24 protein-coding genes and 3 tRNA genes are annotated in these 25304 nt (G+C 41.5%); 23 read left to right on the forward strand and 4 right to left on the reverse strand.

Features of this window, described 5'->3' with window-relative positions:
• Window positions 1–26 precede the first annotated feature (26 nt).
• From nuoK to ACERC6_RS07340, 20 genes are all read left to right on the forward strand, one after another.
• Window positions 27–353, forward strand: coding sequence for an NADH-quinone oxidoreductase subunit NuoK (gene nuoK, locus ACERC6_RS07245; protein WP_373628442.1), 327 nt, complete (start codon window positions 27–29; stop codon window positions 351–353).
• Window positions 350–2209 (forward strand): NADH-quinone oxidoreductase subunit L, encoded by a 1860-nt coding sequence (gene nuoL / locus ACERC6_RS07250; RefSeq protein ID WP_373628369.1) that lies wholly within the window; start codon window positions 350–352, stop codon window positions 2207–2209. The genes nuoK and nuoL overlap by 4 nt, the downstream gene beginning before the upstream one ends.
• Window positions 2209–3858, forward strand: coding sequence for an NADH-quinone oxidoreductase subunit M (gene nuoM / locus ACERC6_RS07255; RefSeq protein ID WP_373628443.1), 1650 nt, complete (start codon window positions 2209–2211; stop codon window positions 3856–3858). The genes nuoL and nuoM overlap by 1 nt, the downstream gene beginning before the upstream one ends.
• An 11-nt stretch (window positions 3859–3869) precedes the next feature.
• Complete coding sequence (locus ACERC6_RS07260) at window positions 3870–5342, forward strand: NADH-quinone oxidoreductase subunit N (protein ID WP_373628370.1); 1473 nt, start codon at window positions 3870–3872, stop codon at window positions 5340–5342.
• 84 nt (window positions 5343–5426) lie between these two features.
• On the forward strand, window positions 5427–6221 hold the full coding sequence (locus ACERC6_RS07265) for a ferredoxin--NADP reductase (RefSeq protein WP_284673040.1): 795 nt from the start codon (window positions 5427–5429) through the stop codon (window positions 6219–6221).
• A 147-nt stretch (window positions 6222–6368) separates the two neighbouring features.
• Window positions 6369–6453 (forward strand) — tRNA-Leu (locus ACERC6_RS07270).
• A gap of 76 nt (window positions 6454–6529) precedes the next feature.
• Window positions 6530–7603 (forward strand): DUF475 domain-containing protein, encoded by a 1074-nt coding sequence (locus tag ACERC6_RS07275; RefSeq protein WP_284673039.1) that lies wholly within the window; start codon window positions 6530–6532, stop codon window positions 7601–7603.
• A 306-nt stretch (window positions 7604–7909) separates the two neighbouring features.
• The gene (gene carA, locus ACERC6_RS07280) at window positions 7910–9109 is read left to right on the forward strand and encodes a glutamine-hydrolyzing carbamoyl-phosphate synthase small subunit (protein WP_373628371.1); all 1200 of its coding nucleotides are present in this window, start codon (window positions 7910–7912) and stop codon (window positions 9107–9109) included.
• A 248-nt stretch (window positions 9110–9357) separates the two neighbouring features.
• Window positions 9358–9897, forward strand: a complete 540-nt coding sequence (locus ACERC6_RS07285) for a hypothetical protein (RefSeq protein WP_373628372.1) — start codon at window positions 9358–9360, stop codon at window positions 9895–9897.
• A gap of 40 nt (window positions 9898–9937) precedes the next feature.
• Window positions 9938–13174 (forward strand): carbamoyl-phosphate synthase large subunit, encoded by a 3237-nt coding sequence (gene carB / locus ACERC6_RS07290; protein WP_373628374.1) that lies wholly within the window; start codon window positions 9938–9940, stop codon window positions 13172–13174.
• 257 nt (window positions 13175–13431) lie between these two features.
• Window positions 13432–13908 carry a transcription elongation factor GreA gene (greA, locus tag ACERC6_RS07295; protein WP_284673034.1) on the forward strand — a complete coding sequence of 159 codons (477 nt, stop codon included), beginning with the start codon at window positions 13432–13434 and terminating at the stop codon, window positions 13906–13908.
• A gap of 22 nt (window positions 13909–13930) precedes the next feature.
• Window positions 13931–14290, forward strand: coding sequence for a SirB2 family protein (locus ACERC6_RS07300; RefSeq protein WP_373628376.1), 360 nt, complete (start codon window positions 13931–13933; stop codon window positions 14288–14290).
• Window positions 14291–14589: 299 nt separating this feature from the next.
• Complete coding sequence (locus ACERC6_RS07305) at window positions 14590–14874, forward strand: hypothetical protein (RefSeq protein ID WP_373628377.1); 285 nt, start codon at window positions 14590–14592, stop codon at window positions 14872–14874.
• Window positions 14875–14964: 90 nt separating this feature from the next.
• Window positions 14965–15846, forward strand: coding sequence for a DUF692 domain-containing protein (locus tag ACERC6_RS07310; protein WP_373628378.1), 882 nt, complete (start codon window positions 14965–14967; stop codon window positions 15844–15846).
• A 13-nt stretch (window positions 15847–15859) separates the two neighbouring features.
• The gene (locus tag ACERC6_RS07315; RefSeq protein ID WP_373628379.1) at window positions 15860–16657 is read left to right on the forward strand and encodes a DUF2063 domain-containing protein; all 798 of its coding nucleotides are present in this window, start codon (window positions 15860–15862) and stop codon (window positions 16655–16657) included.
• Between the two features lie 18 nt (window positions 16658–16675).
• Window positions 16676–17314, forward strand: coding sequence for a DoxX family protein (locus tag ACERC6_RS07320; RefSeq protein WP_373628380.1), 639 nt, complete (start codon window positions 16676–16678; stop codon window positions 17312–17314).
• Between the two features lie 10 nt (window positions 17315–17324).
• Entirely contained in the window at window positions 17325–17969 is a 645-nt protein-coding gene (locus ACERC6_RS07325; RefSeq protein ID WP_373628382.1) for a sigma-70 family RNA polymerase sigma factor, read from the forward strand.
• 9 nt (window positions 17970–17978) lie between these two features.
• Complete coding sequence (locus tag ACERC6_RS07330; RefSeq protein ID WP_373628383.1) at window positions 17979–18224, forward strand: hypothetical protein; 246 nt, start codon at window positions 17979–17981, stop codon at window positions 18222–18224.
• Window positions 18225–18501: 277 nt separating this feature from the next.
• Window positions 18502–19401 (forward strand): peptidoglycan DD-metalloendopeptidase family protein, encoded by a 900-nt coding sequence (locus tag ACERC6_RS07335; protein ID WP_373628384.1) that lies wholly within the window; start codon window positions 18502–18504, stop codon window positions 19399–19401.
• 3 nt (window positions 19402–19404) lie between these two features.
• Window positions 19405–20319 carry a bestrophin family protein gene (locus tag ACERC6_RS07340; RefSeq protein WP_284673026.1) on the forward strand — a complete coding sequence of 305 codons (915 nt, stop codon included), beginning with the start codon at window positions 19405–19407 and terminating at the stop codon, window positions 20317–20319.
• 73 nt (window positions 20320–20392) lie between these two features.
• On the opposite strand, the gene ACERC6_RS07345 is transcribed toward ACERC6_RS07340, so the two are convergent.
• The 3 genes from ACERC6_RS07345 to folP form a co-directional block, all read right to left on the reverse strand.
• Window positions 20393–20469 (reverse strand) — tRNA-Ile (locus tag ACERC6_RS07345).
• 157 nt (window positions 20470–20626) lie between these two features.
• Window positions 20627–20711: transfer RNA gene (locus tag ACERC6_RS07350), tRNA-Leu, on the reverse strand.
• A 131-nt stretch (window positions 20712–20842) separates the two neighbouring features.
• A complete protein-coding gene (gene folP, locus ACERC6_RS07355) occupies window positions 20843–21700 on the reverse strand; it encodes a dihydropteroate synthase (RefSeq protein ID WP_373628385.1) in 858 nt (285 codons plus the stop codon).
• A 101-nt stretch (window positions 21701–21801) separates the two neighbouring features.
• Between folP and hflX the strand changes: the two genes are divergently transcribed.
• The 3 genes from hflX (at window position 21802) to ACERC6_RS07370 (ending at window position 24476) form a co-directional block, all read left to right on the forward strand.
• Complete coding sequence (gene hflX / locus ACERC6_RS07360) at window positions 21802–23136, forward strand: ribosome rescue GTPase HflX (RefSeq protein ID WP_373628386.1); 1335 nt, start codon at window positions 21802–21804, stop codon at window positions 23134–23136.
• A 211-nt stretch (window positions 23137–23347) separates the two neighbouring features.
• Window positions 23348–23779 (forward strand): CidA/LrgA family protein, encoded by a 432-nt coding sequence (locus tag ACERC6_RS07365; protein WP_284673023.1) that lies wholly within the window; start codon window positions 23348–23350, stop codon window positions 23777–23779.
• Window positions 23772–24476, forward strand: coding sequence for an LrgB family protein (locus ACERC6_RS07370; RefSeq protein ID WP_373628388.1), 705 nt, complete (start codon window positions 23772–23774; stop codon window positions 24474–24476). The genes ACERC6_RS07365 and ACERC6_RS07370 overlap by 8 nt, the downstream gene beginning before the upstream one ends.
• Window positions 24477–24583: 107 nt before the next feature.
• On the opposite strand, the gene ACERC6_RS07375 is transcribed toward ACERC6_RS07370, so the two are convergent.
• Window positions 24584–25270 (reverse strand): tRNA-(ms[2]io[6]A)-hydroxylase, encoded by a 687-nt coding sequence (locus ACERC6_RS07375; RefSeq protein WP_373628390.1) that lies wholly within the window; start codon window positions 25268–25270, stop codon window positions 24584–24586.
• Window positions 25271–25304 lie beyond the last annotated feature (34 nt).

Raw genomic sequence — 25304 nt, forward strand, 5'->3', positions numbered from 1 at the left:
TTTTAACGACCACAGCAGCTGTGCAAATGAATAGTCTTGGCGTGCCTGCTCATCATGCACTCATTGTAGCGGCGATTTTATTTGTGGTTGGGCTGGTGGGCGTAATGGTACGCCGTAATATATTGTTTATGCTGATGAGTCTTGAAATTATGATGAATGCAGCTGCTTTTGCTTTTGTTGTGGGTGGCAATATGTGGGGTTCGCCTAATGGACAGATTATGTTCATCTTTATTTTGACGCTAGCAGCAGCAGAAGCGGCGATTGGACTTGCCATTTTGCTACAATTTTATCATCGCTTTAAAAGCCTTGATGTTAATCATGCCAATAAGCTAAAAGGGTGGGGGGTGTTATGAATTTGTTAGCATTAACCTTTATATTTCCTTTGATTGGTTTTTTGGTACTTGCCCTATGGCGAGATAGAATCTGTGAAAAACTAGCCACCATCATTGGTGTGGGCATGATGGCGTTATCCGCATTGACCACCGTCTTGGTGAGTATGGATTATCTAAGTGCCGGTAGTGATGAGACGCTATTTGTTAGGCTGTGGACTTGGCTGTCGGTAGATGGCTTTGCTCCAAACTTTGGTTTGGTTTTAGATGGTCTATCACTGACCATGACCGCCATCATTACAGGCGTAGGTTTTTTAATTCATCTATTTGCCAGTTGGTATATGAAAGGCGAGACTGGGTTTGTTAGATTTTTTAGCTATCTAAATTTATTTGTTGCCAGTATGCTACTGCTTGTGCAGGCTGACAACTTATTGCTGATGTACTTAGGCTGGGAAGGCGTGGGTATTTGTTCTTATTTGTTGATTGGTTATTATTTTTCTAATCGTGCCAATGGACGAGCAGCAATTAAGGCGTTTACTGTAACTCGTGTGGGTGATGTATTTTTGGCAATCGGACTGTTTTTGTTGTACCAACAATTTGGCACGCTAGATATTCATGCCATCATTGATCAAGCACCAAAAATCTTTGATGTGAATAATCCTAAGATGATTTTGACCGCACTCATGCTAACTTTTGGTGCATTTGGTAAGTCGGCACAGATTCCGCTACATACTTGGCTTGCTGACGCAATGGCGGGACCTACGCCTGTATCGGCTCTGATTCATGCCGCCACAATGGTAACAGCAGGGGTATATTTAATTGCTCGTATGCACCCTGTGTTTTTACTAACGCCTGATGTGCTGTTGTATGTAGTCGGTGGTGTGGGGGCGTTATCCATGCTGGTATCAGGTTTTTGTGCGTTGGCACAAACCGACATTAAGCGAGTGCTTGCCTATTCAACCATGAGTCAGCTTGGCTATATGTTTATTGCTTTGGGTGTGGGTGCATGGCAGGTGGCGGTGTTCCATTTGATGACCCATGCATTCTTTAAGGCATTGTTATTTTTGGCATCTGGTGCTGTTATCATTTCGGTACATCACGAACAAAATATCTTTAAGATGGGAGGGCTTCGTAAACGCATTCCTTTGGTATTTTGGTCGTTCGTTATCGGCGGTGGAGCACTTGTTGCTCTACCATTTGTGACGGTTGGTTTTTACTCAAAAGAAGCGATTTTGTGGGAGGCTTATGCCACAGGGCATATGGGTCTGTTTTGGGCGGGTGTATTTGGTGCATTTTTAACTGCTATTTATACCTTCCGTTTGATTTATCTAGTGTTCTTTGGTGAAGAAAAAACCCATGCTCACAAAATTTCTGGCATAAGCTATGCCTTGCCTTTGGTGGTACTCATGATACTATCTACAGGGCTTGGGGCGTTGATTCATCCACCTTTGGCAAATGTTCTGCCAACGAGTATTGGTAGTACTTTAACAGAGGGTAAGCATACCGCAGAGATGATTGCTATGGGCATAACAGCACTTGGCTTGGTATTGGCTTACTTTTTATATGTCATTAATCAAGGCAAAATTTTAAATGCTTGGCGTAACTGCACATTTGGCAGTGCTTGCATTCATTGGTGTTATCATGGACTTGGTTTTGATGCGTTGTATGACATTGTATTTGTCAAGCCGTTTTTGGGGATTGGTCAATTATTAAAATCTGATCCCATAGACAGGCTTTGGAATATCTTGCCTGCAATGGCAAGTGTGGGTAATAAGCTACTTGTCAAGACGCAAACAGGGAGATTGGGCTCTCATGCGATAAGCTTTGGATTGGGTCTTGTGATGATTTTGGTATTGGCAATAATGATGGTGATGAAATGATGGAACAAAATTGGCTCTTGCCGACATTGATTGCCATTCCTTTTGTGGCAGGGTTTTTGTGCTGGCTTATTGAAAAGGTAAATGATAAGTTGCCACGCTGGATAGCACTATTTGCCATGTTGGCGACCTTGGGAATCAGCATGATGCTGTGGCAACAAGGCAGTTTTAATCAAATGCTTGCAACCGAAGAAATGAGTGGTGGGCATCTGCCATGGTCGGCACAGTTTGTGTTGCCATGGATTCCATCTTTGGGGATTAGTTTTCGTTTGGCAATGGACGGGCTGTCTTTGCTGATGATTGTCTTGACGGCATTTTTGGGCGTGATGGCAGTCGGCTGTTCGTGGGGTGAGATTACTCGCCGTGTGGGGTTTTTTCATCTTAATCTTTTGTGGTCGCTAGGTGGCGTTATTGGTGTATTTTTAGCGATTGATTTGTTCTTGTTTTTCTTTTTTTGGGAACTGATGTTGCTACCCATCTACTTTTTGATTGCATTGTGGGGACATAATGCCACAGGGGGTAAAACCAAAGAGTATGCTGCCACCAAGTTCTTTATTTATACTCAAGCATCAGGTCTAATCATGCTCATTGGTATTTTGATGCTTGTTATCATTCAATTTAATCGTACAGGCGTGCTAAGTTTTGCCTACCATGATTTGTTGGGTGCGGATTTGGGTGCTTGGGAATATGTCATCATGCTGTGCTTTTTTATTGGTTTTGCGGTTAAACTGCCTGTATTTCCATTGCATGGATGGCTACCAGATGCTCACGCCCAAGCTCCAACGGCAGGTTCGGTGGATTTGGCAGGTATTTTGATTAAGACTGCAGCCTTTGGATTGCTTCGTTTTGTCTTGCCATTATTCCCCACAGCTTCGGCTGAGTTCGCTCCGATTGCCATTACGCTAGGCACAATTGGGATTTTTTATGGAGCATTTTTGGCATTTGCTCAGACGGACATTAAGCGACTGCTTGCCTATACCAGTATTTCACACATGGGCTTTGTGCTACTTGCCATCTATGTGGGTAATTTGATTTCATTGCAAGGTTTGATGATTCAGATGCTGGCTCATGGCTTATCAAGTGCAGGTCTTTTCATCATGGCAGGTCAGCTGTACGAAAGATTGCATACTCGTGATTTGACGCTCATGGGTGGAATGTGGGGGCAATTTAGATACTTTGCACCATTACTGATGTTCTTTTGTGCGGCTCTACTTGGCATTCCTGGTACAGGCAACTTCGTTGGTGAAATCTTGATTCTGTTGGGTTCATTTGGGCAATATCCGATCATTGTGGTGCTAGCTACAGCCAGTCTTGTGCTTGGTGGTCTGTATTCGTTGATTTTGATTCATCGTGCGTTGTTTGGCGAGAATACCGCACCAAAGCTCATCAAGGATAATGACGGAGTAAATAAAGATTTGGGTAAGCGTGAAATCAGCTTGCTTGTGATACTGATGGTAGGTTTGGTATGGCTAGGTCTATATCCGCAACCAGCATTGAATGCTTCACAAGGTTCCATGGACTGGATTTCTAAAGTTTATCATGAGCAGCTGCCTTTATCGTTGCAGTCTAAGATGCCACATGGCATCGCCGAGCACAGTTATGATGATATGTCTCATATGTACCATCAATATGCTGATACACAAGGAAAATAAGGGGTAGTTTTATGTTTAACAGTCATCTTATTGAGTCCTTATTGACCTTCACGCCTTTGGTGATTGTGGCATTGACGGCGTTGGTTGTCATGATTGCCATCGCCATGAAGCGTTCACATTTTTGGTCCGCCACATTGAGTGTGTTGGGGTTGAATTTTGCATTGATTAGCTTGGTGGCACAGGCTTTGGGGCTATTGCCTATTGGTCAGGTTAGCCATTTATTTGTTATTGATGGTTTTGCCTTATTTAATATGGCGGTAATTTTGATTGCATCATTGGCGTGTTGTACTTTGGCTTATGGTTATTTTCAGACCCTAAAAGATAACAAAGATGAGCTATATCTACTCATGCTAATTAGCACCATCGGGGCAATGCTGATGGTGTCAGCGACAGACTTAACATCGTTTTTTATGTCGCTTGAACTGCTATCTGTGCCAATGTATGGTATGCTGGCTTATACTTTTTTAAGAGCTCGTTCTTTGGAGTCGGGGCTTAAATATTTGGTCTTATCAGCCACAGCTTCTGCAACCTTACTGATGGGTATGGCATTCATCTTTGCTGATACAGGTGCCTTAAGCTTTAAGGCGTTGGGTGTGTCATTGACCGAAGGAACAGTGGGGGTGTGGTTTGCTTTGGGTGTGGCAATGATGATGATCTCCATTGCTTTTAAGCTGTCAGCAGCACCACTACATTCATGGGTATCTGATGTCTATGAAGGTGCACCTGCACCGATTGCTGCATTCTTGGCAAGCGTGAGTAAGGTGGCAATGATGGCACTTGCCATTCGCTTTTTAATGACAAGCATGATACCATCATTGGCGGTGTTTGATGCCATTTTGATGTTCATCATCGCAGCTTCAATTCTAATGGGGAATCTGCTCGCTATCCGCCAACATAACTTAAAGCGTCTATTGGCTTATTCATCAGTTGCTCACATTGGCTATGCATTGGTGGCGTTATTGAGTGTACAGGGCAATAGCACAGGCGTGGTTAGCGTCTATATGGCTATCTATGCCTTGACCAGTATTGGGGCGTTTGGGGTGATTACACTGATGTCAAGCCCATATAAAGAGCGTGGTCGTACTTCTATTTCAGGCGAAGCAGATGAGCTTAGATTTTATCAAGGGCTATTTTGGCGTCGTCCTGTCTTGACAGTGGTATTAACCATCATGCTGTTGTCGTTGGCAGGTATTCCTTTGACCGCAGGTTTTATGACTAAGGTGATGATTATTTTGTCATCGGTGCAAGGCGTAAGATTTTGGGCGGCACTTCTTGTCATTTTGGGCAGTGCCATCGGTTTGGCTTACTATCTAAGAGTGCTAACACAGCTGTACCAACGCCCTAAAGTGCATTTAGAATATGACGCTCATCATGAGTGGGGTATTAAGGCAGGCGGTGTCATGCTATTGATTGTTACAGCGATGATTATTGTTCTTGGTATTTTCCCAGATACACTGTTTAGACTTGCCAATTTAGCGATTTAAAACAATAAAAACGCACTTTAAGTGCGTTTTGTTTTTTGTGTGATTGTGGTAAAATCAATAATAATTTTTAATCAATAAATCATCATGCCAGAAATTCATTCAATCCAAGTTCTGTCCAAGACTTCCATTACGCCTACCTTATTTGGTTTTACCACTACTCGTCCTGATGGATTTCGTTTTGATGCTGGGCAGTTTGTGCGACTTGGGGTAAATCCTAGTGAATTAAAAAACACTCAAAATGCCCCCAATGAGCGTATTTTTCGTGCTTATTCGGTGCTATCAAGCCCTTATGATGAACAGTTGGAATTTTTCTCGGTGGTGGTGCCTAATGGGGCGTTCACCAGTCAGCTACAACACTTGGCGATAGGCGATACCTTATATTTAGAAAGTGAGCCTTATGGGTTTTTGACCCTTGCTCGTTATCAAGAGCCTGCCCCAAAAGACTTATGGTTACTTGCTACCGGTACAGGACTGGCACCATTTTTATCCATGCTAGGCGATCTGGAGACTTGGCAAAATTATACCGACATTGTGCTTGTGTACAGCGTACGAACAAAAAGTGAGCTTGCTTATGTGGATAAGATTCAGGCATTGCAAAAGCAATTTAAAGAACTGATTGATTCGCCTGCTACATTACACTTTGTGCCTATCATCACTCGTGAGAAGGTGGAAGGTTGTCTTAATGCTCGCATTCCCACCTTGATTGCTACTGGCGAGCTTGAAGGTCATGCAGGCTTTAGCTTAAACCCTAGCACTTCTCATGTCATGCTATGCGGTAATCCAGAGATGGTTGAGGATACCAAAAATACCCTAAAAGATAAAGGCTTGACCATGAATCGTCGTGGTGTGGGCAATATTGCGGTGGAAAATTATTGGTAAAGTAGGTTGGATATTAAATAAAAAGTATTTTAATATCAATATCTTATAAAGTTTTTATGATTTTTATAAAAAAAGTTCTTGCCAATCATCAAAAAATCGCTATAATACGCATCAACAAGACATCATGATTGATGCAAGATGCAACTTGGGGTCGTGGCGAAATTGGTAGACGCACCAGATTTAGGTTCTGGCGCCTCGAGGTGTGAGAGTTCGAGTCTCTCCGACCCCACCATATTATAAAAAACCAATAATCATATGATTATTGGTTTTCTTTATATGCCTAAAAAATTTTGGTATAAAGGGTTATTATGCGACATTTTTTATTTGACATTGTTTTTACCGCTGTCTGCTTTTTCATTGCGGGTTGGTGGGGGTATGCTCATGGCGGTATGTCAGGCTTGTTGTTGGCACTAGGTGTTACGGCAATTTTGGCAATCATGGAGGTGTCATTGTCGTTTGATAATGCGGTGGTAAACGCTTCTATCTTAAAAGGCTGGAATGAGTTTTGGAAAAAGATTTTCTTGACTGTAGGTATGTTGATTGCCGTGTTTGGTATGCGACTTGTTTTTCCGATAGTCATTGTGGCGGTTACGGCAAACTTGGGCATATTTGAAGTTGTGAATCTGGCACTTAATAATCCAGCCAGTTATGCAGAACACCTAAACGCCCATCATGCGGAGATTTCTGCCTTTGGTGGTATGTTCTTATTGCTTGTGTTTTTAAACTTCATGTTTGGCGATAAAGATATTCATTGGTTTACTTGGCTAGAATCTCGTCTGGTGCGGTTTAGCAAGGTTGATGCGATGAGTGTGTTTGTGGCATTGGTAGTATTGATGTTATCGCTGACTTGGGTTGATGAAGCTAAGCAGGGTGTGGTAATGCTAGCGGGCATCTGGGGTGTGTTGGTGTATCTTGGTGTGAGCGTATTATCGGCATTACTTGAGGGTGAATCTGATTCTAGTGAGGTGGTGTATGACAATAAAGGTGAGCCAATTATTAATACCGCAGGCGTGTCGCCAACCATTCTAAAAGGCGGTGTGGCAGGGTTTATGTACCTAGAAGTTTTGGATGCGTCGTTTAGTTTTGATGGGGTGATTGGTGCATTTGCCATCACTAACGATGTAGTTATTATCATGCTTGGTTTGGCTATTGGTGCGATGTTCGTTCGTTCAATGACGATTTATTTGGTAGAAAAAGGCACGCTTAATGAATTTGTGTACCTAGAGCATGGAGCTCACTACGCCATCGGTGCACTTGCCATCATCATGTTGTTATCAACCAAATTCCATGTACCAGAGATAGTCACAGGTCTGATTGGTGTCGCATTTATTGCCTTATCTGTCTATAACTCAATACAATATAATAAGAAGCACTCTGTTTAAGATAGATTCTGTATCAAATGGCTAGAAAAATAAAAATTTCTAGCCATTTTTTGTAAAGTTATGTATAATACCTAAAATCTATGCCAAAGCGAGCGACCATGAAAAAAGATAACTTAAAGTTTGCCAATCTTGCAAATTAGGTTATTTGTTTTTTAGGTGGCTCGTTTTTTATGAGTAAAATTTATCCGTTAATTTATTGGTTTGGCAGTCATGCCAAAAAAATTTGTCTAAAATTTGCTCATCGCACTTATTTGTTATGTCAATCAATAAGAGCAAGCAAAATATTTTTATCATTCGGAGCATGTCATGACAATAAAAAAAGCAGTTTTGGCTTTGGCCGATGGCACCATTTTTCATGGGGTGGCAATCGGTGCATCAGGTTCTAGCGTTGGTGAAGTGGTTTTTAATACTGCCATGACAGGTTATCAGGAGATTTTAACTGACCCTAGCTATGCACATCAGATGGTTACGCTGACTTATCCACATATTGGTAATACAGGCTGTAACGATGAAGATGTTGAATCTGGGCGTATTCATAAAGTATGGGCGAGTGGTTTGATTATTCGTGATTTGCCATTACTACATAGCAATTTTCGTGCCAACATTTCATTAAGTGATTATCTAAAAAAGCATCAGGTGGTGGCGATTGCTGACATTGATACTCGTAAATTAACCACTGTACTACGCACTACAGGTGCTAAAAATGGCTGTATCTTAACCGCTGATGAAGCGGGTGATATTGATGAGGCTTTGGCGGTGAAGCTGGCACAACAAGCACCATCAATGAATGGTCTTGACCTTGCTAAGGTATGTTGCGATCCATCAGGCTTTGAGTGGAAAAAAGGCTCTTGGCAATTGGCACATGATGGACGCAATGCTAAGACCACTGAGACAGGTGGTCGCTTTGCTGAGATTGGCAAGGACATTGAAGCAAAATATCATGTGGTTGCTTATGATTATGGTGTTAAGACAAATATCCTAAGAATGTTGGCTGATAGAGGCTGTCGTTTGACTGTTGTTCCTGCTCAGACGCCTGCAAGCGAAGTGTTGGCGATGAATCCTGATGGGATTTTCTTATCCAATGGACCTGGCGACCCATCGGCGTGTGATTATGCGATTGATGCCATCAGAACCATTTGCGATACCACCAAAATCCCTGTATTTGGCATTTGTTTGGGGCATCAGCTGTTGGCATTGGCAAGTGGTGCTAAAACCATCAAAATGAAATTTGGTCATCACGGTGCTAATCATCCTGTACAAAATCTAGATGATGGCACGGTAATGATTACTTCGCAAAACCATGGTTTTTGTGTGGATGAGAATAACCTGCCAAGTACGCTAAGAGCCACACATCGCTCACTATTTGACGGCACTAACCAAGGCATAGAACGCACTGACCGTGTGGCATTTAGCTTTCAGGGGCATCCAGAGGCAAGCCCAGGTCCACATGATTGTAGCGTGCTTTTTGATAGATTTGCTGATGAATTGGCAAAGACAAAGGCGTGATATTGCCTTTATCCACCGATGTGGTGTTTGATTAAAATGGGGTGAATGACCAATTATCCTAAAATGCAAATACTGGTCTTGTGTTTGTGTTAGTCATTAGCTGATTATGGTGGGCTTTGGTATATTAAATATCAATAAAAGCCAGCTTGAATGTGGAGTGTTTTATCACCCGAGTTTTATAAAATAGGTGATGATAAGAAACTTATTACATGGACTTGGACGATTGTTTATGTGGAGCAATAGTATAGATGGTGGAATTGATTTTAAACATTGATAATCAATTAAAAGGTCAAATCATTCGTTATGCCGAGCAAAACAACATTTCTGTCAATGAAATGACAGAGCGATTATGGATGGATTTTCTTAAAGAAAAAAATCAAGTTGAGAGTTTAATGTATTATCGGGATTGTTTTGATCGCTTAAATTGCTCCAAGTCTCATTTGGGTGTGGCACCACATAAGCCAATTTTATTGATGAGTGTGATACAGCTATTTGAGCGACTGCAATTATCAAAACTGCGTGATAAAATTACACCTCAGCTAGAAAGTACTTTTAAGAAAGAGTGGAAAAAATATGTTGCTACCGCTCACACAATGAATTCCGAGCTGTTATTAAATAAAGACAGTCGAAATGAATTGTATGAGTTTTTGGTTTGGCGGTATTTTAACAATCGCCAAATGATGAGTGAACAAGAAAATTTATTGTCTCAATTTAAAGATGGCTTGGATAATAAATTGATGCAATTTAGAGTGATGTTAAATGATTTATGGCTACCAAAAGTAGCATAACTTATTGATTTAAATTAAATAAACCAAAGAGAGAACTGACATGCCAAAACGCAACGACATAAAATCCATTTTAATCATTGGGGCAGGTCCGATTGTGATTGGACAAGCCTGCGAATTTGACTACTCTGGTGCTCAAGCCTGCAAAGCCTTGCGTGAAGAGGGCTATCGTGTGATTTTGGTCAATTCTAACCCTGCCACCATCATGACTGACCCATCTATGGCAGACGCTACCTACATTGAGCCGATTACTTGGCAGACGGTGGAACGCATCATCGAAAAAGAACAACCAGATGCGATTTTGCCAACCATGGGTGGTCAGACAGCTTTGAACTGTGCATTAGACTTGGATAAGCACGGCGTACTTGCCAAATATGGCTGTGAATTAATCGGTGCGACCAAAGAAGCCATTGAAAAAGCTGAAGACCGTGAATTGTTTGATCAAGCAATGAAAAAAATCGGTCTAGAATGCCCTCGTGCTGATATTGCTAACACAATGGAAGAAGCATTACAGATTCAGTCTCGCTTTGGATTTCCTGTGATTATCCGTCCAAGTTTTACAATGGGTGGTTCTGGCGGTGGTATTGCTTATAACCGTGATGAATTTGTAGAAATCTGTGAGCGGGGTTTTGATTTATCGCCTACGCATCAGCTTTTGATTGATGAAAGTCTGATTGGTTGGAAAGAATATGAGATGGAAGTGGTGCGTGATAAGAATGATAACTGCATCATTGTCTGCTCAATTGAAAACTTTGACCCAATGGGTGTGCATACAGGCGATTCAATTACGGTTGCTCCAGCCCAGACCTTGACTGATAAAGAATATCAACTCATGCGTAATGCATCGATTGCTGTTTTGCGTGAGATCGGTGTGGAAACCGGCGGTTCAAATGTGCAGTTTGGCATCAATCCTGATAACGGTCGCATGGTGGTTATTGAGATGAATCCTCGTGTCAGCCGTTCATCAGCATTGGCATCTAAGGCGACAGGCTTTCCGATTGCCAAAATCGCTGCCAAGTTGGCGGTGGGTTACACGCTTGATGAGTTAAAAAATGACATTACAGGTGGTAAGACACCGGCATCTTTTGAGCCATCGATTGACTATGTGGTTACTAAAGTGCCTAGATTTAACTTTGAAAAGTTCCCGCAGGCAGAAAATACCTTAACCACACAGATGAAATCGGTGGGTGAGGTCATGGCGATTGGTCGCAATTTTCAAGAGTCAATGCAAAAAGCACTTCGCAGTCTAGAGACAGGTGCAACTGGTTTTGATGAGATAATGGATTTGGCAGGTAAGTCAGCCAATGCCATCGTATCAGAGATTAAAAACCGTCTAAGTATCCCAACGCCAGAACGCATTTTTTATATCGCAGAGGCGTTCCGACATGGATTTAGTCTTGATGAAGTGTTTGATTATACTAAGATTGACCGTTGGTTCTTGGTGCAAATTGAAGATATTGTCAACACTGAAAATCATATTAAAACACTTGGGTTTGGTGATTTGACCGCAGAGAATGTGCGTCAGTTCAAACGCAAAGGCATGAGTGATTTACGCATTGGTAATCTGATGGGTATCAGTCAAAAACAATTCCGCAAGAAGCGTTGGAATTTGGGTGTTTATCCTGTGTATAAGCGAGTGGATACCTGTGCGGCAGAATTTGAGACCTCAACGGCTTATATGTATTCAAGCTATGATGAAGCGTGTGAGGCACACCCAACTGATAAAGATAAGATTATGGTTATCGGTGGTGGTCCTAACCGTATCGGTCAGGGCATTGAGTTTGATTATTGCTGTGTGCATGCCGCTCTTGCCATGCGTGAAGACGGCTATGAAACCATTATGGTGAACTGTAATCCTGAGACCGTGTCCACTGATTACGATACTTCTGATCGTTTGTATTTTGAACCAGTAACGCTAGAAGATGTCTTAGAAATCGTGCGTACCGAGAAGCCAAAAGGTGTGATTGTACAATATGGTGGTCAAACACCGCTCAAGCTGGCTCGTGCCTTAGAAGAAGCAGGTGTACCCATCATTGGCACAAGTCCTGATGCCATTGACCGTGCTGAAGACCGTGAGCGTTTCCAAAGAATGTTGCATCAGCTAAACCTAAATCAACCACCAAATGCCTTAGCAACCAGCACTGATGAAGGCATCATTCGTGCCCAAGAAGTTGGCTATCCATTGGTGGTGCGTCCGTCTTATGTATTGGGCGGTCGTGCGATGGAAATTGTTTATAATGAAGATGAGTTACGCCATTATCTAAAAACAGCTGTACAAGCATCAAACGAAGCACCTGTACTACTTGATAGATTCTTAGATGATGCTATTGAAGTGGATGTGGACTGTGTATCTGATGGTCAAGATGTTGTGATTGGTGGTATCATGCAACATATCGAGCAAGCAGGGGTACACTCTGGTGATTCAGCGTGTTCGTTGCCACCGTACTCACTAAGCAATGACATTCAAGATCAAATCCGTGAGCAGACCATTGCAATGGCAAAAGAGTTGGGTGTGGTGGGCTTGATGAATGTGCAATATGCCATTAAGGATAATATTGTTTATATTTTGGAGGTAAATCCGCGTGCTAGCCGTACCGTACCGTTCGTTTCGAAGTGTATCGGTGCATCGCTTGCTAAAATTGCCGCTCGTTGTATGGCAGGCAAGACTCTGCAAGAGCAAGGATTTACCAAAGAGATTATCCCGGCACATTATTCGGTCAAAGAAGCAGTATTCCCGTTTGCTAAGTTCCCAGGTGTTGATCCAATTTTAAGTCCAGAGATGAAATCAACAGGCGAGGTGATGGGTGTGGGCAAAACTTTTGCCGAGGCGTTCTATAAATCAATCATCGGTTCAAATGAACGCTTGCCTGGCTTGCCAACTCAAGGAGAGGTAAAAACCGCTTTCTTGTCGGTGCGAGATAGTGATAAGAAATATGCACCAGAAGTAGCCAGATCACTTCATAGCTATGGTTTTAGATTGGTGGCGACAGCCGGCACTCAAAAGGTCTTGGAAGAGGCTGGCATTGCGTGCGAGCGTGTCAATAAGGTAACAGAGGGTCGTCCACACATTGTTGATGCCATTAAAAATGGCGAGATTGATATTGTTATTAACACCACTGAAGGCAAGCAAGCCCAAGAGGATTCATTCTCTATTCGCCGTAGTGCGTTGCAGGGTAAAGTTTATCATGTAACCACCATGTCCGCTGCTTTGGCATCTTGCAAGGCGTATGAGATTAGCCTGCCTTTTGATGTGTATAAGTTGCAAGACTTGCATGCTTAATCTAATCTACCAAGCAAAAAACAAAAACGCCTTAAGTAGCGTTTTTGTTTTTTGCTTGAGTTTTTTTCTTAAGAGTTTAATGGTTGATAAATCGCTCTTAGGTTTATTTTTTTGTTTATCTAATGGTTGTTGTATTTTGTGTCAAAACTTGATAGAATAATTTGGAAATCTTGATATAAAAGGGTCTTGCTAAATACACTTTTAGCAGGATTTTTTGTACTTGCATCATTAAAAAACGATTATATAAAGGAGTTATCATGCAACGATACCCAATGACGCCAGAAGGTCATCAGGCATTAGAAGCAGAACTAAAACAACTAAAAACCGTTGATCGTCCTCGCATCACCAACGCCATTGCTGAGGCTCGTGAACATGGCGATTTAAAAGAAAATGCGGAATATCACGCTGCCAGAGAACAACAAGGGCTGTGTGAAGCACGCATTCGTGATATTGAGGCGAAATTGGGTGGTGCTCAAGTGATTGACCCTGCCAAATTACCACAAGATGGGCGAGTAGTCTTTGGGGTAACGGTTGTTCTTGAGAATATTGATGATGGCGAAGAGCGTCGTTATAAGATTGTTGGTGATGATGAGGCGGACTTTAAAACAGGTAAGATATCGGTTAATTCACCGATTGCTCGTGGTTTGATTGGTAAGTCTGAAGGCGATGAAGCTAAGATTCAAACACCAAGTGGACTGGTTGAGTTTGAAATCTTAGAAGTCATTTATGCGTAAGTTAATTAAGTAAGGGGGCGTTGTGAAACATCTACATATGCTGACAGCACTCATCACTCTTGTGTTATTTGGCTATCAGGCGGTATTTGTGTTAAGCGGTAGGCAACTTGTGCTATCTCGTGCCTTTAAGGGCTTAAGTCATTTGGTCTATCTGCTACTGGTGATGAGTGGGCTGTATTTATTTTGGCAGTTATTACAGGTGGTGGGTGTGCAGTATTGGGCAATCATTAAGCTTGGCTTGTTGATAGTGGCAATCTCATCAACCATAAAAGCACTTCGCCCCACCAATCAAGCCATCCAGAGCAGAGCGGGCATAATAATCGCATTGATTGCTTATGTTGCTATTATCGCCTTAGCACTAACTAAGCCAACTTTAATGTAGTCTTAAATACCAAAACAAAAAGTAGGCTATCAAAGTCTGCTTTTTTCATTGTCTTGATGACAACATAAAAAGCAAAAACAATGCTATGGTTTACTTTCAAATTCATGGCGTCATTTAGTTTGGGCTGTATTTTATTTTTTAAAAATTTTTTATAAAAATGTAAGATTTAACAAAAATTCACGACTAATGATTACCAAGCAGTTTTTGTTTGGTTTTTTAAATGTATCATGCTTTATGGTAACTGTACATGGTCTTAAGGTGATGACAAGTTATGATAAAGCATCAATTGGAGTTATTTTATGAAAAAATTAGCAAAAACTGCCCTAGTTGGCTCACTGGTTATCGCAGGTGCTAGCCCATTTGCGATGACTGCAATGGCACAAGGCTATCAAAACAAAACTGTCAAATGCGACAAATCTGACAAAAAATGTGCTGAAAAGAAAGCCAAAAAAGCCGAAACTAAAAAAGCTGATGCTAAGTGTGGTGAAGGTAAGTGTGGCGGTGCAAGCACAAAAAGCAAAAAAGCTGATGCTAAGTGTGGTGAAGGTAAGTGTGGTGAAGGTAGGTGTGGCGGTAGTAAATAACGCTCTGAAATTTTCGCATCAAATGGGTGTATTACCCATTTGATTGCTTTTTGGTTTTATACAGATTGTCATTGATTGGGAGAGGTTGATATGAATGGCTATCCTAAAGGTGCAGGACTAGGTTTTCGTCGTGAACTTTGCACACAAATGAAAGCAGAAAATCTATCAGACATTGATTTTTTTGAAGTGTCTCCTGAAAATTGGTTGAACTCATCAGGGAGAATGGGCGGACAATATCACAAGTTACTCAAGTCCTACACTGAGCAATTTGCCTTTATTTGTCATGGCTTATCACTGTCAATTGGCAGTAGTGCTGAATTGGATATTCATTTATTAAAAAATATCAAGCGGTTTATGCAAGAGCATGGAATGCAGTTGTACACCGAACATTTGGCTTGGACATCTGACAATAAGGGGCATTTGTATGATTTGTTACCCATTCCTTGTACAAACGATGCTGTGATGTGGACAGCAAATCGCATTAAACAAGCTCAAGATATTATGGGTATGCAAATTGGCTTTGAAAACGCCAGTTATTATTATGCACCACCAGACAGCGACATGAGCGATAGTGAGTTTATCACCGCTGTGGTCAAAGAAGCTGACTGTTTGTTGCATCTGGATATCAACAACATTTATGTCAATAGCCAAAATTTTGGTTTTGACCCTATTCAATATTTACATGAGTTGCCACTAGATAAGGTGTGTTATATGCATGTTGCAGGGCATTATGTAGAAGAAGATGGCTTTATCATAGATACGCATGGTAATGCGGTGATTGAACCTGTCTGGCGATTGCTAGATGAAGCCTACCATGAGATTTATCGGCGAACAGGAAAAAAGGCGGTGGATATTCCTACCTGCCTAGAAAGAGATTTTAATTTTCCTGAGTTGGATGTATTACGCCAAGAGGTCAATTTAATCCATACCGCTCAGCGTAAAGCTGAACAATCTTATACACTGATTGCCTAAATTTTTTAAGAATATGACCGTAACTTTACTTGCCCCTTATTCATTACAACAATTTCAAAATCAATTTGGTGATTATTTGCGTTCGCAGTATCATGCTAAAGATGATGGCATACCTAGCCGTGTGGGTGGGATTTATCAAACCTTGATTTTTAATAATGTGCGTAATTTTTTAAATCAATGTTTTCCGATTTGTCGTGAGATATTGGGTGATGATAATTTTCATGTGCTGTCGCTGTATTTTTTCCAAAGATATCCATCTCATTCACCTTATTTTAATGAAATTCCCATGCAGTTTGTGAATTTTTTATCACAACTGATGACGGACAGTCCAGACTGGCACGATGAAATCACCATCACAAACAATGATATTGATTTTGTGCCTGATTATTTAAGCGAGTTGGCTCATTATGAGTGGTTGGAGTTGCATGTAGATACTCTTGCTAACTTAACAGCAAGGCCTATTTTAAAAACGCCAGATAACCAATCTTATGGTCTAAATCCAAGCGTACAAAACAGCCATTATACTTATCCCGTGCATGCCATCAGTGTGGATAATTGCAATGATATAGCCCCCGATGAAGTATTTTTGGTGGTATTAAGAGCATCTGATAATGAAGTTAAATTTGTACACACCAATGCTTTGACACATCTATTTATTGATTTTATACAAAATAATGAGCGGGTATATTCATCAGTAGGTGAGTTGGTGACTGATTTTGCCAAGCATATTGATTACCATAATATTGATGAATTATTGGCTTATGCTGATGATTTATTTGCTGAATTACTTGCCCAAAATATCATCATATAACTATCTAAGAGTAAAAAAATGAAAATGTCTCGTCTATATACAACTGCCATTACCAAACTACAAGCGTTGGATTTTGTTGGTTTATTATTGCTCCGTATTTACCTAGCACCCATTTTTATTGTTGCAGGGTTGACTAAGTTGAACAGTTTTGAATCAATCGTCGAATGGTTTGGCAATAGTGATTGGGGTCTTGGATTGCCTTTTCCTGTTTTGATGGCAGTCTTGGGCATTTTTGCAGAACTTATTGGTGGATTTGCGTTATTGTTTGGGGTGATGACACGCTTTTTTAGCCTTAGCTTGATTATCACTATGGCGGTGGCAGGGCTAACGGTGCATCTAAAAAACGGTTGGTCTGCCATTGCATCAAGTGATGCTAGTACTAGTATCGCTTTATTCTGGTCAAAATTAGGCTTTGGCAATGCTAATGATAGCCTTAATCATGCAGAAGAAGTTGCGTTAAGGCTACAGAAGGCTCGTGAGATTCTACAAGAACACGGCAATTATGATTGGCTGACTGAAATGGGTAACTTTGTTATTTTAAATAATGGCATAGAGTTTGCGGCAACTTATTTGATTATGCTACTGCCTTTATTATTTTATGGGGCAGGCAAGTATGTGAGCGTGGATTATTTTTTGGGCAAACGCTTCTTAAAATAAGGAATAAATAATGAATGATGAGTATCAAACATTTATTAAGTTATTATTAAAAGATAATAAAACAGCACATATTCTACATTATTCATTAAATGAGCAATATTTGGGTGGTTTGTATAAAGAATTATTAAAATTTGCACAAAATCAACTCAATGACAGTGGCTTGGCAGAGGACGCAGTGCAAGAATGTTTATTATCTGCCATGCAATATGCCAAAAATTTTAAGGGGAATTCGGCGTTTAAAAGCTGGGTCTTTGCAATCTTAAAGCATAAAATCACCGATTGCCTTCGCAAAAATATGCCTTATACCACATTGAGTGATTTGGGTGATGGTGAGAATCAGACGCAAATGGCGGATTTGGTGTTTTCTGAGGCAGGGCGGTGGCATAAAGATTATATGCCTACAGCATTTGATGATTCGTGGTGCGACCCAGAATTACAAATGCACAATCATCATTTTTGGCAGGTTTTGAGTTATTGTTTGAATAATTTAGCAGGTGAGCAAGCACGAGTATTCTTGATGAAAGAGTATTTGGCATTAGATAGTGATGAAATCTGCCAAACCGTACAAATTAGCAAACAAAATTATTATGTACTTATGCACCGAGCCAGACTTAATTTGCAAACTTGCTTGACTCGTCATTGGTTTGATGAATAAAGGAGTGTTATGAAAAGTTGTCAAAAAATAAGCCAGCTAGCTAGTCTTTCTCTAGAAAAATCTCTTTCGTTGCAACAAAAGGCATATCTAATCTTGCACTTTGCCGTGTGTAGGCATTGTCGGACATTTGATAAAAATAATAAAATATTATCTAGTATGTTAAAAAACCAAAAGCAAGCTGATGAGACGCTCTTGGATACTAAAAAGTTACATGCTCAGCAAAAAACACAAGCTGATGATACTTGGTCGGCTTAATGGTCTTGACTGGCATTTGATTTGACATTCTTTGCTAGTTTGAGCTAAAGCGTTGTTTGTAATATTGCGGTATGGTTGTCTATTAGTTTAATTTGGTTTTTATTATCAAAAAACACAAAGCCTGTCTATAAGATGGGTTTTGTGTTTTTTGTGGTTGTGTTACAATAAAAGCCCTGCCTACAATACATGGGTGGCGATATTTTTGTTGGCTTGTTTGTGCAATTAGGCACGATGGGCTTGTTGATATTTTTGAGGTAATAAGAGGGTTTGGACAAAGATGGCGAAATTTCAAGAAAAAAGACCGGCGACCAAACGAGTAAATATGTTGGCGGTGTGTGGTGTGGCAGGAGCTTTTGTGTTGGCAGGCTGTGCTAGTAAACCAACTGTGCAGGGTAGTACAAATAAGCAACCCATCATAAAAAACAGCCAATCTGTTATAACAAACAGTCGTGGTGTGCCAAATCGCTATATGGTCAAACAGGGTGATACGGTCAGTAAGATTGCCGAGCGTTATGGTCTAGACTGGCGTGCCATTGGACGCATAAATAATCTTGATTCGTCTTATACCATCTATGTGGGGCAGTGGATTAGCTTGTGGCAAGATGGCAGTAATGTCAAAACAAGTACAACAACAATAAAAAAACCCACACCCAAGCCTGCACCAAACCCAGTAACTACGACAATCAAGCCTGTAGCACCAGTTAAGCAGACGGTGGTTGTATCGCCTAGCCCTGTGCCAGCTCATACACCGCTACCAACAACAAATAATACACCTTTGTCGGTGGGTAGTGTGGGCGTGATGCAGTTTCGTTATCCTGTAAGTAGCAGTAACCCTGTAGCTCGTCGTTTTGGTACAATAGATGTTGGTGGTCAGTCAGTTACCAGTCAAGGGATGTGGTTTTCTGGTCGTGGTGGTGATGCGGTCTTAGCAAGTCGTGCAGGTACGGTACTTCATGCTGATGGTAATATTGATGGGGCAATGATTGCTATTGCACATACCGATGGTTTTGTGAGCAGTTATTTTCATATACAAGATGCACAGGTCAAATCAGGGCAGACCGTACAAGCAGGTCAACGAATCGCCAGTATGCGTCATCAGTCCAATGGTTCTGGGTTGTTAGAATTTCGTATTTCTCGCAATTCTAATTACATCGACCCTTTGTCAGTCCTAAAATAACGCATGATTGTCCGTGATAAAAGCAATGGCTTAAAGTTACTATTTGTTTGGCGTGGTACGGTATTGCCTAAAGTTTTGCCGATGGTGTTGCTACTTATGGCAATCTCAATGGTGGCATGGTCTTTAACGCATTATAAAGTCTATGCTGTTACAGGCGTGCCTGCGGTAGGCTTTACAGTGTTTGGTGTGGTCTTATCAATATTCTTAGGCTTTCGTAATACTGCCTGCTATGATAGATGGTGGGAAGGGAGAAAGCTATGGGGTGCGATGATTGCCAATACTCGCCATTTAACCAGAGATAGTCATTTTTTGGGCGTGCAAGAGCGTGAAAAACTGCTCATGGATATGTTGCTATTTGTGGGGTTGCTTCGCAATCGTTTGCGGGGGCAGATGTCTCAGTCAGAGCAGTTTTATCACTATTATCAGATGGATAAAAAGGAGCTTGATGTCATCAATGCTCACATAAACGCACCGCAATATGTACTTGAAAGAATGCAAAAACAGCTTATAACAGCGGTACAAACAGGGCAAATAACCGATATTATCTACACTAGCATTCAGCGTCATGTGGTAGAAATGGGTGGTATTCAGGCGGGCTGTGACAGAATTGTCAGTACGCCCCTACCTTTTCCATATTCAGTTTTGTTGCATCGAGCGGTGTTTTGTTTTTGTTGGATGTTGCCTTTTGGGCTAGAGTCGGTGATGGGTATTTGGACGCCATTTTTGGTGGGGTTTTTGTCATATCTTTTGCTTGGACTTGATGAGTTAAGTCATCAGTTAGAAGAGCCGTTTGGTACTTCAGCCAATGATTTACCGCTTGATACGATGGTTAGGTTGATGGAGAGAGAAACTTTGGCTTTGTTGGGTAAATCGTTGCCACCTGCTATGATTGCCGATGCGTCTTATAATTATTCATAAAATAAAAGCCGGTAAATCGCCATAAAAAACCAAGATCTACATATTGTAAGATCTTGGTTTTTTTAATTAAATTTGGTGGGCCCACACAGACTCGAACTGTGGACCAAAGGATTATGAGTCCTCTGCTCTAACCAACTGAGCTATAGGCCCAAATTAATCAATCCAAATCACATCTTCTGGATTGGCGTATTCTACAACAAACCAAGCAAAAATACAATAATAATCTATCATATAATTATTAAAAAAACTTCACTTAGGTTTTTGCCAAATAAAAAGCCGATGAATTTATCATCAGCTTTTTTTAATATGGTGGGGTCGGAGAGACTCGAACTCTCACACCTCGCGGCGCCAGAACCTAAATCTGGTGCGTCTACCAATTTCGCCACGACCCCAAGTTGTCTTGATGGGGCGTATTATACGCATTTTTTTGGTATTTGCAAGTATTTTTTATAATTTTTTAAAATAAAAATATAAATTGTTGATTTTTATTATATTTTTAATTTAAGATAATTGTTCTACATGCTTATTGCAATGCTTGCCACATTGCCAGAGCTTGCCTCATCTTGGCGACATCATGCACACGCACGATGGATACGCCTTGCTGAATGGCGAGTAGGTGGGCAACCGCTCCAATCATATCCCTTTTGGTGGGGTGATGATCATGTAACTGGTCAAATTGATTTAAAATCTCACCCAAAAACCGCTTTCGAGATACCCCAAAGAGCATGGGTAGATGAAAATGTGCCATGAATTTGTCCAGCTGTTTCATCAAAGCAACATGGTGTTTATAATTTTTAGCAAAACCCATGCCGACATCAATGATGATATTCTCCTTTCTGACCCCAATGTGCAGGGCGTTTTTGATGCTTTGGTCAAGTTCGCTCATCACCTCGTTTACCACATCATCATAATCAGCAAGGTCATTCATGGTGTCAGGTTCACCTCGTGAGTGCATGATGACAACAGGGCAATCAAGCTGTGCTGCCATTTTGCTTGCTCCATCTTGTCTTAGTCCTCGCACATCATTAATCATGTCTGCACCTGATTTGATGCCTTCATACATGACGATGGGGTTACTGGTATCAATAGATAGCCAAATATCATTGCCAAGATGCTGACGCAGTGCATCAATGATGGGAATGACTCTATCTAGCTCGGTATCGGTATCTATTGCAGGGGCATTAGGGCGAGTAGATTCACCGCCAATATCAATAATATCCACGCCCCAAGCCATCATCTCATCAGCATGGCGTAGGGCGTTATCTACATTATTAAAACATCCACCATCTGAAAATGAGTCTGGTGTAACATTGAGTACACCCATGATTTTTGGGGTGGATAAGTCTAGGGATTTTTGGCGGAAGTGTATTTTGTGTTTCATAACAAATAAGCCACTAAAATCTTGAAATTTAGCATAATACCACAATTTAAAACAAGGTGGTTTTAATTATTTATTTTGATGATTTTTTAAAAGGATAGTTTTTGCAATATTTTGACAGACACGAAGGTGGTGAAAAGGCCATCTTGGTACATCTAGATATTCGTGAGATGATTGACCCTGATGATTTAGAAGAATTTCGTCTGCTTGTACATTCAGCAGGGGCAAATGAGCTTGCCATCATCACAGGTGCTAGAAATAGACCACATGCCAAATACTTTGTTGGTACAGGTAAGGCAGAAGAGATTGCACAAGCGGTTGATGCACATGGGGCGGATATTGTTATTTTTAATCATGATTTGTCGCCCAGCCAAGAGCGAAATTTAGAAGCGATGATTAAATGCCGAGTGCTTGATCGTACAGGACTTATCCTTGATATTTTTGCTCAGCGAGCCAGAACTTATGAGGGTAAATTACAAGTGGAGCTTGCACAGCTTTCTCATCTGGCTACTCGCCTTGTGCGTGGTTGGACGCATTTGGAGCGTCAAAAGGGCGGTATTGGTCTGCGAGGTCCTGGCGAAACCCAACTTGAAACAGACCGCCGACTGTTACAAATCCGTGTCAATCAGCTAAAAACCAAACTTGATAAGGTTAAGCGGACTCGCAACCAAGGTCGAGCCAAACGCACCAAATCTGATATTCCGACCGTGTCTTTGGTTGGTTATACTAACGCCGGAAAATCCACACTGTTTAACCGTCTGGCCGATGATAACATTTATGCTGCCGACCAGCTGTTTGCTACACTAGACCCCACATTACGCCGTGTCAAATGGGCAGGCGTGGGAAATGTCGTGCTTGCTGATACAGTGGGGTTTGTGCGTCATTTGCCACATGAGCTTGTTGAAAGTTTTCACGCTACGCTAGAGGAGACTTTACAAGCCGATCTCTTGTTGCATATTATTGACAGTAGCAGTCCTGATATGCACGAGCAAATTGATGCGGTAAATGCGGTGCTTGATGAAATTGGGGCGACAGCTCCTGTGCTTTTGGTGCATAACAAGATTGATAAAACCGATGAATTGCCCATGATTCATTATAAAGAACAAGGCGTGCCAAACCGTGTTTATGTTTCGGCTCATAAAAACTTAGGTCTAGATAAACTTGTGCAAGCGGTGCAAGAGCTGTTGGTGGGTGGTCTTTTTGAATTTAATCTGACTTTGCCGTACCATGCAGGGCAATTGAAAAACACTTTGCATGAGCTTGGCGTGGTGAGTCATAGTGAGTTTGATGATACAGGGCATGAAATTGTAACGATTTGCCTAGCTAAAGACAGGCTAAAAGAACTGTTAGGTAAATACCACCTAAATCCTTTTGATGTACTGCCCCCACATCAGGCGAGCGAGTTTTTGCCAGAGTTGGAGGCATTTGAAAGGGTGTAAATTCAGGCTTGTGAAGATGGTAAGATCGATGATGCAAGTAAGGGCGATGATGAGTTAGATCCGTTTTGTTGGTGATGATGGGTTTATCTGTGGCACATGTGCATTATTTTGATAAAAAATAACAAACATTTTTTATCAGTGTGGTGTTTGCCTTGACCGCACGGTCAGTTAATGATTTAATAAAAATCATCTACCACCACAAAGGATGCTTATGAAATCGCCTTATTTGACCAAATCGCCTACTTTTTGGGGCAGTATGCTTGCCACCATTATCATCATCATTGGGGTGCGTGAGCTTGCATTGGTGGTATGCAGTGCCTTGGGTATGCCAAGTGCGACCAATATTGTAGGATTGATATCGCTGTTTGTGATGTTGCTTATCTTAAGGCTTATCAAAGGTGGTCTGCCTGCTTGGTTGTCGTCATCGGCAAGCGTACTGCTTGTGGATAGTGGATTTGCATTTTTGCCAGTGTCAGCAGGAGCTGGGATTTTGATGTTTGGACTTGGGTCGGATCTGGTTGCTGTGTCGGCAGTGATTATCATCAGTACCGTGATTCCGCTTTGGGCATTTGCCAAGTTATCTGCCAAGTGGCTAGCAAAAGATGAAGGCAGTGCTAGCAAGCAAGGAGAGAGTCATGTCTAACATTGCTATTGATGGCAGTACTGTTGTCATCGCCTTTGTGGTAACAATGATTGCTCATGTGGGGGCGAAGTATGTCCTTCGTTATTTAAATAAGTATGTGCGTGGTGTGCCGATGATTATCGTTGCCATCATCTTAACCTTATTGATTTTATTTGTCATTCAGCTTCCTTATGCCACTTATTATGCCAATGCAAAACCTGTGTTTGACCGTCTGCTTGGTTATAGCACTGTTTTACTTGCTGTACCGCTTGCTGGTATGGATTTTAGGGGGTTGCCAATTAAAAAACTCTCCATCATCGTCATCATGGCAAGTTTGGTGGGGGCAATTGTGCCGATGTCGCTTGCTTATCTGTTTGGTCTAAATATGGAAACAATTTTGGCGTTCGCCAGTCGCTCTGTTACCACACCAGTGGGTTTGTCGGTCGCCCAAATTATTGATGCACCTTTGGTAATGGCGAACTTGATTATCATTGTATCGGGTATTTTAGGGGCAGGTGTGTGCCGTATGCTATTTTCTGGCATTGATGACGATAGGGCAAAAGGCTTGGCACTTGGTTTGGTTGCCCATGCCATTGGTACGGTAGAGGCATGGACAATCAGTCCGACCGCAGGGCGATATGCCGCTTTTGGACTGGCAATCAATGGGTTGGTTACAGCGGTTTGGTTGCCTGTGGCGATTGTGTGGTTACTTGGGTGATTCAATCAATAAAAAAGCACTTTTATTTAAGTGCTTTTTTATTGATGACTAATCCAATAAAATCTGATTAATCATAAAAACTAACCGTCATCAGTCCTTCTATAATCTTACACCCAGTTAGGCACGCCACTATGAAAACGCAGTTCGCCATCAGGACTGTCGATCAGCTCGGACTCCACTTGGCGAAAGAAAGCCACTCTTGTGCTGATGTCTTCATCAGTAATTGATTGAGCAAGTCTAATATAATCCTCATAATGACGGCTTTCTGATTTTAATAGATATTTATAATAGCGAGCCAACTTTTCATCATCAATGACATCAGCCAATGCTGAGAATCGTTCACACGAACGAGCCTCAATAAACGCTCCAATAATTAACACATCTACCATCGCTGCAGGTTCATAGGTGCGTTTGTGTTTTAGTAGCCCCTTGGCATAGCGACCGGCTGGTAGGTGCGACCACGCAATACCTCGCTCTTTCATGAGTGTGATGACTTGCTCATAATGTAGCATTTCTTCACGCACCAGTTGAGCTAAACGCTCTTGCAATTCACGATGAAATTCGTAACGAAAAATAAGGTTCATGGCTGTACCTGCTGCCTTTTTTTCGCAGTTGGCGTGGTCTTGCATGAGTAATGGCAGGTTATTTTTGGCAACGCTAAGCCATTTTTCAGAAGTGCGAGTACCCAAAAACTGATGAATATGACCGATATCAGTCGTTGCTTTAGCACGAGTGGTGATGTTTTTTAGATCGTCTTCTGGGAGAATACTGGTCTGGGACTCTAGATGGTGCATGACTCTCTTCTTGTTGTCGGTTGGTGAAAAACTG

This window comes from Moraxella sp. E33BD (genome assembly GCF_041807865.1).
Classification (GTDB): Bacteria; Pseudomonadota; Gammaproteobacteria; order Pseudomonadales; family Moraxellaceae; genus Moraxella; species Moraxella haemolytica.

Excerpts from the sequence above, each read along its gene's own strand:
- nuoK (WP_373628442.1), top strand. The coding sequence starts at position 27 with ATGAATAGTCTTGGCGTGCCTGCTCATCATGCACTCATTGTAGCGGCG.
- nuoL (WP_373628369.1), top strand. The coding sequence starts at position 350 with ATGAATTTGTTAGCATTAACCTTTATATTTCCTTTGATTGGTTTTTTG.
- nuoM (WP_373628443.1), top strand. The coding sequence starts at position 2,209 with ATGGAACAAAATTGGCTCTTGCCGACATTGATTGCCATTCCTTTTGTG.
- ACERC6_RS07260 (WP_373628370.1), top strand. The coding sequence starts at position 3,870 with ATGTTTAACAGTCATCTTATTGAGTCCTTATTGACCTTCACGCCTTTG.
- ACERC6_RS07265 (WP_284673040.1), top strand. The coding sequence starts at position 5,427 with ATGCCAGAAATTCATTCAATCCAAGTTCTGTCCAAGACTTCCATTACG.
- ACERC6_RS07275 (WP_284673039.1), top strand. The coding sequence starts at position 6,530 with ATGCGACATTTTTTATTTGACATTGTTTTTACCGCTGTCTGCTTTTTC.
- carA (WP_373628371.1), top strand. The coding sequence starts at position 7,910 with ATGACAATAAAAAAAGCAGTTTTGGCTTTGGCCGATGGCACCATTTTT.
- ACERC6_RS07285 (WP_373628372.1), top strand. The coding sequence starts at position 9,358 with ATGGTGGAATTGATTTTAAACATTGATAATCAATTAAAAGGTCAAATC.
- carB (WP_373628374.1), top strand. The coding sequence starts at position 9,938 with ATGCCAAAACGCAACGACATAAAATCCATTTTAATCATTGGGGCAGGT.
- greA (WP_284673034.1), top strand. The coding sequence starts at position 13,432 with ATGCAACGATACCCAATGACGCCAGAAGGTCATCAGGCATTAGAAGCA.
- ACERC6_RS07305 (WP_373628377.1), top strand. The coding sequence starts at position 14,590 with ATGAAAAAATTAGCAAAAACTGCCCTAGTTGGCTCACTGGTTATCGCA.
- ACERC6_RS07310 (WP_373628378.1), top strand. The coding sequence starts at position 14,965 with ATGAATGGCTATCCTAAAGGTGCAGGACTAGGTTTTCGTCGTGAACTT.
- ACERC6_RS07315 (WP_373628379.1), top strand. The coding sequence starts at position 15,860 with ATGACCGTAACTTTACTTGCCCCTTATTCATTACAACAATTTCAAAAT.
- ACERC6_RS07320 (WP_373628380.1), top strand. The coding sequence starts at position 16,676 with ATGAAAATGTCTCGTCTATATACAACTGCCATTACCAAACTACAAGCG.
- ACERC6_RS07325 (WP_373628382.1), top strand. The coding sequence starts at position 17,325 with ATGAATGATGAGTATCAAACATTTATTAAGTTATTATTAAAAGATAAT.
- ACERC6_RS07330 (WP_373628383.1), top strand. The coding sequence starts at position 17,979 with ATGAAAAGTTGTCAAAAAATAAGCCAGCTAGCTAGTCTTTCTCTAGAA.
- ACERC6_RS07335 (WP_373628384.1), top strand. The coding sequence starts at position 18,502 with ATGGCGAAATTTCAAGAAAAAAGACCGGCGACCAAACGAGTAAATATG.
- ACERC6_RS07340 (WP_284673026.1), top strand. The coding sequence starts at position 19,405 with ATGATTGTCCGTGATAAAAGCAATGGCTTAAAGTTACTATTTGTTTGG.
- folP (WP_373628385.1), bottom strand. The coding sequence starts at position 21,700 with ATGAAACACAAAATACACTTCCGCCAAAAATCCCTAGACTTATCCACC.
- ACERC6_RS07365 (WP_284673023.1), top strand. The coding sequence starts at position 23,348 with ATGAAATCGCCTTATTTGACCAAATCGCCTACTTTTTGGGGCAGTATG.
- ACERC6_RS07370 (WP_373628388.1), top strand. The coding sequence starts at position 23,772 with ATGTCTAACATTGCTATTGATGGCAGTACTGTTGTCATCGCCTTTGTG.
- ACERC6_RS07375 (WP_373628390.1), bottom strand. The coding sequence starts at position 25,270 with ATGCACCATCTAGAGTCCCAGACCAGTATTCTCCCAGAAGACGATCTA.